Source organism: Hymenobacter sp. UV11 (assembly GCF_004684095.1).
GTDB lineage: Bacteria > Bacteroidota > Bacteroidia > Cytophagales > Hymenobacteraceae > Hymenobacter.
In genome coordinates this window covers 452,634-464,755 of the sequence record NZ_SRII01000001.1, presented here as the reverse complement: position 1 = coordinate 464,755, position 12,122 = coordinate 452,634, and the positions used below count along the sequence as shown (strand labels likewise).

Here is a 12,122-nt window from a genome sequence, read left to right as displayed (position 1 = left end):
ACACACAAAATAGCTGCTATTGGATGCTTTCTGGGATTTACCGCTATCTGTGGATTCGCTATACTGAGGAAAAAACCTGGAGAGTAACATCACAAAAAAGTTTGTATCTTTGCACCAGAATTTGGTATTCAATCTGAAAAGAGGGGACGCGCAGTCCCCTCTTTTTTTGCCCCCTACCCCGCCTTTCATGGCTCAATTTGACCAAACCCGCATTCAGCAATTGCTCGCCGACTCCCTGGGCGACAGCGGCTTATACGTGGTCGGCCTCACCGTGTCAGACTCGGTGATGCCCAAGATTACGGTTACCCTCGACGGGCCCAACGGCCTCGGCATTCAGGAGTGCGCCCAGGTGACACGCCGCCTCAACCGCGGCCTCGAAGAGGCCTACGGCGAAGAGGCAGCCTACTCGCTTGAAGTGACTTCGCCCGGCGCCGACCAGCCCCTCACCGACCCGCGCCAGTATAACCGGCACATCGGCCGTAGCCTCGCGCTCAAGCTGCAGGATGGCACCGAAAAAACCGGCCCACTCACCGCCGTCACTCCCGAAGGTATTGAGCTGGAAGAAGTTGTGAAGGTTAGAACCAAAAAAACTACGCTCCCGGCCGTCTTTATTCCTTTCGGGGACATTCAGGAGGCTACCGTTGTTATCTCTTTTAAGTAAGGTTGAACTGTTGACTAGATGAATGGCTGAACTGTTCAAGCTGATAGCACTTTAGCGCTCAGTGGGGTACTACCCAACAATTCAATCATCCAGCAATTCAGCGACTAAACAATTCCCTCTCATGGCTAAAAAAGTCACCCCAAATCCCCAGGAAGTAGCCGCCGCGGCCGCCGAAATGAACGCGCGGCTGCTCATCGAGAACTTCCAGGAGTTTGCCAAGAGCCGCAACATCGACCGGCCCACGATGATGTCTATTCTGGACGACGTGTTTCGGACGATGATTCGCAAGAAGTTTGAGGATGACTCTAACTTCGACGTGATTATCAACCCCGACAACGGCGACCTCGAAATCTGGCGTAACCGCGAAATCGTGGACGATGACTCGGAGGATATCTGGGATTTCGACAAGATTCCGCTGGCCGAAGCGCAGAAGATTGAGCCTGACTTCGAGATTGGTGAATCGGTGGCTGAACCCATTAAGATTGAGGACTTTGGCCGTCGCGCCGTGCTGCTGGCCCGCCAGACGCTTATTCAGCGCGTGAAGGACATGGAGCGCGACAACCTGTACCAGAAGTACAAGGACTTGGTGGGCGAAATCATCACCGGCGAAGTGTACCAAGTGTGGAGCCGCGAGGCGCTCATCCTAGACAAGGACGAGAACGAGCTGGTGCTGCCCAAGAGCGAGCAAATCCCGAAGGACCGCTACCGCAAGGGCGACACCGTACGCGCCGTGGTGCACCGCGTAGACGTGGTAAATGGCTCACCCAAAGTCATTTTGAGCCGCGCCGCACCCGCCTTCCTAGAGCGCTTGTTTGAGCAGGAAGTACCCGAGATTTTCGACGGCCTCATCAGCATCAAAAACGTGGTGCGCGAGCCCGGCGAGCGCGCCAAAGTAGCCGTAGAAAGCTACGACGAGCGCATCGACCCGGTCGGTGCCTGCGTGGGCATGAAGGGCAGCCGTATTCACCCCGTGGTGCGCGAGCTGATGAACGAGAACATCGACATCATCAACTACACCGATAACCTGGAGCTGTTCATTTCGCGGGCGTTGTCGCCGGCGAAGGTAGGCTCGATGAAAATCAGTGAACAAACTGGCCGGGTTTCCGTGTTTATGAAGCCAGACCAAGTTAGTCTGGCCATTGGCCGGGGCGGTGCCAACATTAAGCTGGCTTCGCGGCTGGTGGGAATGGAAATCGACGTGTTCCGCGAAGCCACCGACTATGAGGAAGACATTGCGCTCGACGAGTTTACCGACGAAATCGAAGGCTGGGTAATTGCCGAGCTTAAGAAAATCGGCCTTGATACCGGCCGCGCCGTATTGGCTGTGAAAAAGGACGATATCGTGCGCCGCACCGAGCTGGAGGAAGAAACAGTGGACGATTTGTACCGTGTTATCCGCCAAGAATTTGCTGACGACGACACGCTGCCCGATGAAGCTGGTGCTGCACCCGTAGCAGCTGCTACCCCCCCCACCGACGCTACAGAGCCTACCCCGGCTGCCACTACCGACGCTATGGACCCTACCCCGGCACCCGACGCCGACACCGACAGCGCCCCGGCCGCCCAATGAGGGCCAGGGCCAACCGCCAGCGGGTAAGTTATTAAATCAAGCCAGTGGGCTTGACTTATAGCCTGCTGGCCAGATTTAATCTTTACCTTTGCACCCTGAACGTATTCGTTCGCGACTTATTAGAATGGCGGAAGCAACCCCGAAACGGCTTTTACAGGCAGCCAAAGACCTGAACATTGGCATCGACCGGGCCGTCGAGGCCCTTTCCCGCAAAGGGATTGCGATTGAGAACAAGCCCACGACCAAGCTCACCGGTGAGCAGGTAGGCCTGTTGGAAAAAGAATTTGCGGCTTCGGCCCAGGACAAGCAGGAGGCCGAGCGCCACACCCAGGCTCGTCGCCAAAGCGAACTGAACGCCCAGGCGCAGGCTGCCGCAGCCAAGCCGGCTCCCGTAGCGGCGCCTGCGCCGGTGGCCAAGCCTGTCCCTGCGCCTACCCCTACCCCAGTTGCTGCTCCGGTAGCAGTGGCGCCCGCCCCGGCTCCGGTGGCGACGCCTGCTCCGGTAGCCGCGGCTCCGGCTCCAGTGGCCCCTACCCCCCAAGTCGCCGCTCAACCCGTCATCTCGTCCGAAGCTCCCAAGGCTCCTGGCCTTAAGGTGCTCGGCAAAATCAACTTGGATAGCAAAGGACGCGTTATCCCGGCCCGCCCAGCAGCGCCAGCTCCGGCAGCCGCGGCCCCGACGCCAGCCCCGGCTCCCCAGCCTGCCCCGGTTGCAGCAGCTCCGGCGGCACCGGTAGCTGCAACCCCAGTGGTTGAAGATAAGCCGACACCTGCTCCTAGCGCACCAGCACCCGTTGCGAGTGCTCCGGCTGCTACGCCGACACCTGCGCCTAGTACACCAGCAGCGGCTCCGGATGTTGCTCCTAGCGCCCCGGTACCCGTTGCCCCGGCAGCTCCAGTAGCTGCGGCAACACCGGTAGCCCCAGAGGCCCCAGCGGCCGAGGAAGGTACCATTACGGCCAAGGCTGACCAGCTAAAAGGCCTCACGGTTCTAGGCAAGATTCAGCTGCCGGTTGACTCCAGCCGTCGTGGCCCTGGTGGCCGTGGGCCGCGTCCCGTGGCGTCGTCCGACGTGCGTAAGAGTGGCGTGGGCACCAATAATGCCAAGAAGCGCACGCGCCTACCCGCTCCTGGGCAGCCCGGTGGCGGCAACGCTACGGGTACCGGCACCGGCCAAGGCGGTGGCTACCAAGGTAATCGCCCCAGTGGCGGCCCTGGCGGCAACCGCCCAAGTGGTCCTGGCCAAGGCGGCAACCGTCCGGGTCCCGGTGGCAACCGTCCGGGTCAGAGCAATAACCGCCCTGCTACCCCCCAGGTACCGCTTACGCCCGAGCAGAACGACAAGCAGATTCAGGAGCAAATTAAGGCTACGCTGGCCAAGCTGAGCGGAGGCAAGACCAATGCTGCTGCCAACCGCGCCAAGTATCGCCGCGACAAGCGGGGCATGGCTGCCGAAGAGCGCGAAGCCTTGCGTGCCCAGAACGAGCTAGATGCCAAGACCCTCAAGCTCACTGAGTTCATTTCAGCCAACGACCTCGCGTCGCTGATGGACGTGAACGTGAACGAGGTTATTAAGGTCTGCCTGGGCATGGGGATGTTCGTCTCCATTAACCAGCGCCTCGATGCCGAAGCCATTACGGTGATTGCCGACGAGTTTGGCTACGACGTAGAATTCCTGTCGGCGGAAGAAGACGAAGAGCCCATCGACATGAGCGATGCGCCCGAAGACTTGCAGCCCCGTGCCCCCATCGTGACTATCATGGGCCACGTTGACCACGGCAAAACGTCGCTGCTTGACTACATCCGCGAAGCGAGTGTGGCCAAGGGTGAAGCCGGTGGTATTACGCAGCACATTGGTGCTTACGAGGTAAAAACCAAGTCAGGCAATCCCATTACGTTCCTCGATACACCTGGCCACGAAGCCTTTACGGCCATGCGTGCCCGTGGTGCCAAGGTAACGGACATCGCCATCATCGTGATTGCGGCCGACGACTCGGTGATGCCCCAGACCCGGGAAGCTATCAACCACGCCCAGGCGGCGGGCGTACCGATTATCATTGCCCTTAACAAGGTGGATAAGCCTACAGCCAACCCCGAGAAAATCCGCGAAGAGCTTTCGCAGATGAACATCTTGGTGGAAGAGTGGGGTGGCAAGTATCAGAGCCAGGAAGTGTCGGCCAAGTCGGGTATCGGCGTGGACGATTTGCTGGAAAAGGTCCTGCTCGAAGCCGAATTGCTCGACCTCAAAGCCAACCCCGACCGCAACGCGGTAGGTACGGTTATCGAAGCTGAGCTGGACAAAGGCCGTGGCTACGTAACTACTGTACTGGTGCAAACCGGCACGCTCAATGTAGGCGATATCGTATTGGCTGGCCCGCACTACGGCCGTGTAAAAGCCATGACCGACTACCGTGGCAAGAAAAAGAAAGTAGCTGGCCCTGCTACTCCTGTGCAGGTGCTGGGCCTGACGGGTGCCCCGCAGGCCGGCGACCGCATCCAGGTAATGGAAACGGAGCGCGAAGCCCGCGAGCTGGCCACTCAGCGCCAGCAACTGGCGCGTGAGCAAACCATTCGTACCAAGAAGCACATCACCCTTGACGAGATTGGTCGCCGCCTGGCTATCGGCTCGTTTAAGGAGTTGAATATCTTGGTAAAAGGTGACGTGGACGGCTCGGTAGAAGCACTCTCAGACTCGCTGCTGAAGCTCTCTACCCCCGAAGTGAAGGTAAATATCCTGAGCAAGGGCGTAGGTGCCATCTCGGAGAGCGACGTGTTGCTGGCCTCAGCTTCCGATGCTATCATCATCGGCTTCCAGGTTCGTCCTTCGCAGAGTGCCCGGCGCTTGGCCGAGCAGGAGCAGATTGACGTGCGCCTGTACTCGATTATCTACAACGCCATCAACGAAGTGAAAGACGCTATGGAGGGCATGCTGGCCCCCACGGTGCACGAAATTGTGGTGGCTAACGCCGAAGTTCGCCAGGTATTCAACATTACCAAGGTTGGTACTATTGCCGGCTGTATGGTGACTGACGGCTCGTTCACCCGCAAAACCCGCGTGCGCGTGGTACGCAACGGCATTGTGCAGTACACGGGCGAGATTCAAGACCTCAAGCGCTTCAAGGACGACGTTTCGGAAGTACGCCAGGGTTACGAGTGCGGTATCTCCGTTAAGAACTTCAACGACCTGCAAGAGGGCGACAACATTGAGGGCTTCGAAGAGCAGGAAATCAAGCGCAAACTATAATCACGAATTACGCGGATTTTGTAGACGGCTCCCGACGTAGGTTGGGAGCCGTTTTTTTGTGTTAGGCCTCGCCAAAAAAAGAAGGCTGCCCGCAGGCAGCCTTCTTCAATCGTCCACAAAATCCGTGAAATCCGTTAAAATCCGCGTAATCCGCGATTTAGAAGAAGAGGAATTTCTTTTTCCGGCCGTGGTCGTGCACTAGCGGCTTACCCGTGGTGCGCGCGCCCATTGGTACCCGGCGCGATACGCCGCGCTCCTGCTCCTGCCCACGCAACGCCCGAAACTTGCGCACCGTGAAGGAGCCCCCACTTTTATCGAGCTGCCGGTAGGGGCCACCGCGCTCAGCACCCAGGCTGGTATTGCCGGTGCGCGCCTCCAGCACTTGTAGCTGCTGGTCGCGGGCGGCATCTTCGGGGTTCATCTGCTGCTGGCGGCGGGCGCGGTCGGCGTTACCCGAGGGGGTAGGCGCCGGCCGGGCCGGGCGGCCAGCAGTCGGAAAGTCGGGGGCGGCGGTTTGAGCCTGCGCCGCCGGCAAAGCCAGCAGAGAGGCCGAGCCGGCCAGAAGCACGGCAGCAACAAGCTTATTCACGCGAGAAATACTAATTGAGGCGAGAGGGATGAGTGGGTAGTAGACTAAGTAACGAGCAAAATACACTGCCCGGCCCAAAATAATTTCCGAGCCGGGCAGTGAGTAGTAAGCGCTGCTTGCCCGCAGCGCCGCAGCCTAAGCGCGGCTACGTAGAGCGTCGCGGATTTGCGTCAGCAGCACCTCTTCTTTTGAAGCAACTGGCTCTTGCACTACAACAACAGGCTCGGGCTTCTTCTTTATGCTGTTAGCTCCCTTCACGATGAAGAAGATAATAACTGCGATGATGAGGAAGTTGATAACAGCGTTGATAAACAGGCCAACTTTCATAGGCCCCGCTACGATGTTGGAGAAATCAACATGACCAAGGGCCATCCCCACGATGGGCATGATAATGTCGTCGGTCAACGATGTTACGATTTTGCCGAAAGCTGCGCCAATGATGACACCGACGGCCAGGTCAAGCACATTGCCTTTGGAAATGAACTCTTTGAATTCGGAAACAAAACCCATACAAGCAAAAGGGAAAAAGGGTGAGAAGAAATAGCTAGACAACCAACGCTTATTACCGATAAGCCTTTGCTTACCAATGACAACGCAAGTAAGTCGATGTGATTGATAATCACAAAGTTTTGTATGATACGAGGTTAATTTTGCAAGATTTAGCCCAACGCCCGTTTTTCCCCTCTAAATCTGCTTGTTGAGTAGTTGAACTCGTCGCCTGGCGCAGGAACGTACCTTTGGGCCATACTTTCCCTACCCCCGTTTTTTTCGCTGACTGTAGATGACTGCTTCTTTCGACAACCTGCTGTATGACCTGGATGCTGCCACCGGCATTCTGACCATCACCGTGAACCGCCCGACCAAGCTCAACGCCCTCAACGCGGCCACGATTGGCGAGCTGGGCGAGGCTATTGAGCAGGCGCGGGCCGATAATGCCGTGCGCGGCATTCTGCTCACTGGCAGCGGCGAAAAGGCTTTTGTGGCCGGGGCCGATATTGCCGAGCTGGCGGCGTTGAGCGGACCGGGCGCGCAAGAAGCCTCGGCGCGGGGCCAGGCCGTATTTCAGCGCTATGAAACGAGCCCTAAGCCTGTCGTAGCGGCCGTCAACGGCTTTGCGCTGGGCGGCGGCTGCGAGCTGGCCATGGCCTGCCACCTGCGGGTAGCATCGGAAAATGCCCGCTTTGGCCAGCCCGAAGTGAACCTGGGCCTACTGCCCGGCTACGGCGGCACGCAGCGCCTGGTGCAGCTGGTGGGCAAAGGCAAAGCACTGGAGCTGCTGCTCACGGCCGACCAGGTAAAAGCCGACGAAGCCCTGCGCCTGGGCTTGGCTAATCACGTAGTGCCGCAGGCCGAGCTGCTCGACTTTTGCAAAAACCTGCTACTCAAAATTTTGAACAAAGCGCCCGTAGCCGTGGGGCTCACGATTGCCTGCGTGAACACCTACTTTACTGAAGGCGGCGATGCGGGCTACACGGCTGAGGCCAAGGCCTTTGGCACGGCCTTCGGCACGGCTGATTTTAAAGAAGGTACCGCGGCATTTTTGGAGAAACGCCCGGCGGTATTCAAAGGGAATTGAAAGTTATGAATTAAAAATTATGAATCGATTTCTGGCATTTTATAATAACTGCCTGATTAGCAATTCATAGTTTATAATTTTTAATTCATAATTCAACCAGATGAGTATTGCCAAAAAGCTGGCCTCGCAAACGGCCATCTACGGGGTTAGCAGTATTGTGGGGCGGGTGCTCAGCTATTTGCTGGTTCCTATCTACACGGCCCATTTTGCGGCGGCTGAGTACGGAATCGTGACCGGGCTGTATGCCTACGTTTCGTTTCTGAACGTAGTATTTACTTATGGGCTCGAAACGACGTTTTTTCGCTTTGCTAACCGGCCCGGTGAGGACCGCCGCGAGCTGTATAGCCGCACCCTGAGCCTGCTGCTGCTGAGCAGCGTAGTCCTCACGGTGCTGCTGGCGCTGCTGGCCCGGCCGCTGCTGGCGCTGCTGCGGCTGCCGCCGGGCCACTACGAATACGCCATTTGGGTAGCGTTGATACTAGGGCTCGACGCGGTGGCGGCGCTGCCGTTTGCCCGCCTGCGCCTGGAAAACAAGGCGCGCAGATTCGCCGCTATTCGCCTCACCAACATTCTATTATACGTAGGGCTGAACCTGTTTTTCGTAGTGCTGTGCCCGGCCGTGCTGCGGAGCGCGCCCGCTGGCATGCTGGCGAGCCTACGGCCACTGGTGCAGGCCGTTTACAACCCCAACCTGGGGGTGGGGTACGTGTTTTTGAGCAACTTGGCGGCGTCGGCGCTGACGCTGCTGCTGCTGGCTCACGAGCTGCTCGACTTTCGCTTTCGCTGGCCGCAGCTGGGCTTTTTGCGCCCGCTGCTGGCCTATGCTTTACCCCTGATGCTGATGGGCCTGGCCGGCATGGTCAACGAAACGCTCGACCGCATCCTGCTGCCCACTTACCTGCCCGAGGGCTTCTACCCCGGCGTCAGCCGGCTGGGCGCGGTGGGCGTGTACGGGGCTTGCTACAAGCTCAGCATCTTCATGTCGCTGATAATTCAGGCGTTTCGCTACGCCGCCGAGCCTTTTTTCTTTGCCCAGAGCACCGAGAAGAACTCGCCGGCCACCTTTGCGCTGGTGCTCAAGTGGTTTACGCTGTGCTGCGCGTTTATTTTTGTTGGCATCAGCCTGAACCTGAGTTGGGTAGGGCCGCTTTTTTTGCGGCGGCCCGAGTACCTGACCGGCTTGGGGGTAGTGCCCATCCTGCTGCTGGCCAACTTGTTTTTGGGCGTGTATTACAACCTATCGGTGTGGTTCAAGCTCACGGATAAAACGTATTTCGGCACCTACATCGGGGCGGCGGGCGCGGTCCTCACCATTGCCCTGAACATTGCGCTCATCCCGGTGATGGGCTATATGGGTAGCGCCTGGGCCACGCTGGCCTGCTATTTTATGATGGCGGCGCTATGCTGGTGGCTGGGCGAGCGGCACTTTCCGGTGCCCTACCCGGTAGGGCGCCTGCTGGCGTGGCTGCTGGTGGCAGTGGCCTTGGTGGTGCTGGGCCAGGCCACGGTGCGGGGGTTGCCGGCGGGTAGCGTTGCTGGCTACGCCCTGGGGCTGGCCCTACCCCTGCTTTTCGCGGCAGCGGTATATGGCGTAGAAGTACGGCGCGGCATACGGCGCGCATAGCCAAAAAAAAGCATCGAACAACGTTCGATGCCTTTCTGAGCTATGAAAACAAACTTAGCCAACTTCCTATACCTTGGCAGGCTACTAATGCAGCGTTGCTTCGGTTAAGGCTGCTAACCACTACAAAGGTGCATCAGCAAGAGGTTATCTCCTACTTGTTTTCGGCGAATTGCCTATTATGCTCTCTTAATTTTTACATAACCTAGCTGACCTTCAGAGTTACTATCTCCGCAAATGGGAGCTAAATCTGATTTTCAGTGTTCATACCTTATGCACTGCGCTGGGCTGGCCCGAGTCGCTTTCCGCGTTATCCGGTACCTTTGCCGTCCAAAGCCTCGGCTTTTACGTATCTTCGTTTTCACACCTTATACGGCTTTTATGGCCGGCCTGCTCATGCTACTTACCACGCTTTTTCTGTTCCTAGGAAACCCCCGGACCATCATATTCATCATTTTTGTCTTGGTGTTGTTTTTCGGGGCCAAGCGGATTCCGGAGCTTTTTAAGGGGGTAGGCCAAGGTGTGCGCGAGTTTAAAGACGCCAGCAACCCCGAGCAGCCCATCAACCCAAACTACAACCAGCAACCCGGCTACAACCCCAACGGCTACCCGCAGCAGCCTAACCAAAACCCCAACGGCTACGCCCAGCAGCAGCCACCCTTCAACAACCAGGGTGGCTACCCCCAGCAGCCGCAGCCGTACGGGCCGCCCGCCCAGGGCCAGGTATCCCAGGCTCCGCAGAATCCCAACCAGCCTTACAACCCGAACAATACGCCCGCTAGCTAATTAGCTAACAGTTTCTATTCCTCGCTTTTATTTCTTTCAATTATGAATTCTCCCCTGCTTTTCTTAGGCGACATCGGCGGCTCCGAGCTGATTCTGATTATGGTCGTCATCCTGATTTTCTTTGGCGCCAATAAAATCCCTGAGTTGGCCCGTGGCCTTGGTAAAGGCATTCGGGAATTTAAGGATGCGAGCAGTGAGATTCGCAACGAGTTTGAGCGTGCTGGCCAGCCGAACCAGAATCCTAACCAGCAGTACAACCAGAATCCGGGCTACAACCCTAACCAGGGCTATAATCCTAACCAGGCTTACAACCAGCCCAACCAGGGCTACGACCAGCAGCAGGCGCATTACCAGCCGTCGCAGGTGCCCCCTGCCCCCATGTCGGGCGACTATGTGGCCCCGGTAGCTGACTATACCGCACCGGGTGCCGTAGATTTGCCGACGGCAAGCCAGCCTACCCATCACCAGAGCACTCCCATCCCGACCACTACGGATGGCGTGCCGGGTACGCGGCCCCGCCTCGACCAGCCATCAACCGACGCCTAAGATTTGAAACCTCTGTTTTCTTCCCTTTCGGAAATTCAGCGCGAGCTGGCGGCGGGCACTACGTCCTGCCGCCAGCTCGTTGAGTATTACCTCGATAACATCGCGCAGCGCAATGCTGAGCTGAATGTTTTTTTAGAAGTGTGGGCCGATGAAGCTCGTCAGCAGGCTATTGCCGTTGACGAAAAGCTAGCCCAGGGCACGGCCGGAAAGCTGGCCGGCATGGTTATCGGCCTCAAGGACGTGCTGGCCTACCAAGGCCATTCGCTGCAAAGCAGCAGCCGCATTCTGGACGGCTTTAAGTCGCTCTTTACCGGCACCGCCGTGCAGCGCCTGCTGGCGGAGGACGCCATTTTTATCGGTCGGCAAAACTGCGACGAGTTTGCCATGGGCGGCTCGAACGAGAATTCTGCCTTTGGCCCAGTGCGCAATGCGCAGGACCCCAGCCGGGTGCCGGGCGGCTCCAGCGGCGGGTCGGCGGTGGCGGTGCAGGCCGATATGTGCCTGGCTTCCATTGGCTCCGACACGGGTGGCTCGGTGCGACAGCCGGCGGCTTTTTGCGGCGTAATTGGGCTAAAGCCTACCTACTCGCGCATTTCGCGCTACGGGCTGGTGGCCTTTGCCTCGTCATTTGACCAGATTGGGCCGGTAACGCATTCGATTGAGGATGCCGCGCGCCTGCTCGAAGTAATGGCCGGCGCAGATGAGTACGACAGCACCGCTAGCCAGGAGCCCGTGCCGCTATACACCGCGCTGCTGGCGTCGGCTACGCAGTATCGCATTGGCTACGTGGCCAATGCGATTGACCGGCCGGGCTTGCAGCCCGAAGTGCACGAAGCACTGGAGCAAACCCTCACTACCCTACGCGGCCACGGCCACGTGGTAGAAGCCGTGGATTTTCCGCTGCTGGAGGAGATGATTCCGACCTATTACATCCTGACTACGGCCGAGGCTAGCTCCAACCTGTCGCGTTTTGATGGGGTGAAGTATGGTTTCCGGGCGCCCGACGTGACGGACCTGGAATCGCTCTACAAAAAGACGCGGGCCCAGGGTTTTGGTCCCGAAGTGCAGCGGCGTATCATGCTGGGCACCTTTGTACTGAGCGCCAGCTACTACGACGCGTACTATACCAAAGCGCAGCGCGTGCGCCGGCTAATTAAGGAGAAGACCGACGAGTTGCTGCGGCAGTACGATTTCCTGGTGCTGCCCACTACCCCCACCACCGCGTTTAAGATTGGCGAGAAGCAAGACCCGGTGTCGATGTACTTGGCCGATATTTTTACGGTGCAAGCTTCACTGGCCGGAGTGCCCGCTATCTCGATACCGGCGGGAGTCGATAATGATGGTATGCCCATTGGCGTGCAGATACTGAGCGGCGCATTCCGCGAGGCTGATTTACTGGCTTTTGCCAATACGCTGATGGTGGCGGAGGAAGACAACTAGGTTAGCCAGCCCCTTTAGCAAAGCGCGAGGCGCGAACGAACGCGGCCGTTTGGCCGTATTTGTTCGCGCCTCGTTTTGGTTAGGTAGTT

General features: G+C 58.1%; 10 protein-coding genes. 8 read left to right on the top strand and 2 right to left on the bottom strand.

Features of this window, described 5'->3' with window-relative positions; translation table 11 throughout:
• The first annotated feature begins 187 nt into the window (after window positions 1-187).
• From rimP to infB, 3 genes are all read left to right on the top strand, one after another.
• Complete coding sequence (gene rimP / locus E4631_RS01755) at window positions 188-661, top strand: ribosome maturation factor RimP (protein ID WP_240734595.1); 474 nt, start codon at window positions 188-190, stop codon at window positions 659-661.
• A 175-nt stretch (window positions 662-836) separates the two neighbouring features.
• Window positions 837-2,231 (top strand): transcription termination factor NusA, encoded by a 1,395-nt coding sequence (nusA, locus tag E4631_RS01750; protein WP_133658555.1) that lies wholly within the window; start codon window positions 837-839, stop codon window positions 2,229-2,231.
• A 124-nt stretch (window positions 2,232-2,355) separates the two neighbouring features.
• A complete protein-coding gene (gene infB, locus E4631_RS01745; RefSeq protein ID WP_133658374.1) occupies window positions 2,356-5,475 on the top strand; it encodes a translation initiation factor IF-2 in 3,120 nt (1,039 codons plus the stop codon).
• Window positions 5,476-5,632: 157 nt separating this feature from the next.
• Here infB and E4631_RS01740 read toward each other — a convergent pair whose 3' ends face one another.
• A complete protein-coding gene (locus E4631_RS01740; RefSeq protein ID WP_133658373.1) occupies window positions 5,633-6,064 on the bottom strand; it encodes a hypothetical protein in 432 nt (143 codons plus the stop codon).
• 135 nt (window positions 6,065-6,199) lie between these two features.
• A complete protein-coding gene (gene mscL, locus E4631_RS01735) occupies window positions 6,200-6,574 on the bottom strand; it encodes a large conductance mechanosensitive channel protein MscL (protein ID WP_133658372.1) in 375 nt (124 codons plus the stop codon).
• A 271-nt stretch (window positions 6,575-6,845) separates the two neighbouring features.
• On the opposite strand from mscL, the gene E4631_RS01730 reads away from it, so the two are divergent.
• The 5 genes from E4631_RS01730 (at window position 6,846) to gatA (ending at window position 12,033) form a co-directional block, all read left to right on the top strand.
• Window positions 6,846-7,640, top strand: coding sequence for an enoyl-CoA hydratase/isomerase family protein (locus tag E4631_RS01730; RefSeq protein WP_133658371.1), 795 nt, complete (start codon window positions 6,846-6,848; stop codon window positions 7,638-7,640).
• A gap of 100 nt (window positions 7,641-7,740) precedes the next feature.
• Window positions 7,741-9,264 (top strand): lipopolysaccharide biosynthesis protein, encoded by a 1,524-nt coding sequence (locus E4631_RS01725; protein ID WP_133658370.1) that lies wholly within the window; start codon window positions 7,741-7,743, stop codon window positions 9,262-9,264.
• Window positions 9,265-9,642: 378 nt separating this feature from the next.
• Window positions 9,643-10,047, top strand: coding sequence for a twin-arginine translocase TatA/TatE family subunit (locus E4631_RS26890; protein ID WP_317129119.1), 405 nt, complete (start codon window positions 9,643-9,645; stop codon window positions 10,045-10,047).
• Window positions 10,048-10,089: 42 nt separating this feature from the next.
• Window positions 10,090-10,593, top strand: a complete 504-nt coding sequence (gene tatA / locus E4631_RS26730; protein ID WP_133658369.1) for a twin-arginine translocase TatA/TatE family subunit — start codon at window positions 10,090-10,092, stop codon at window positions 10,591-10,593.
• A 3-nt stretch (window positions 10,594-10,596) separates the two neighbouring features.
• Complete coding sequence (gene gatA / locus E4631_RS01710) at window positions 10,597-12,033, top strand: Asp-tRNA(Asn)/Glu-tRNA(Gln) amidotransferase subunit GatA (RefSeq protein ID WP_133658368.1); 1,437 nt, start codon at window positions 10,597-10,599, stop codon at window positions 12,031-12,033.
• The last annotated feature ends 89 nt before the right edge of the window (window positions 12,034-12,122 follow it).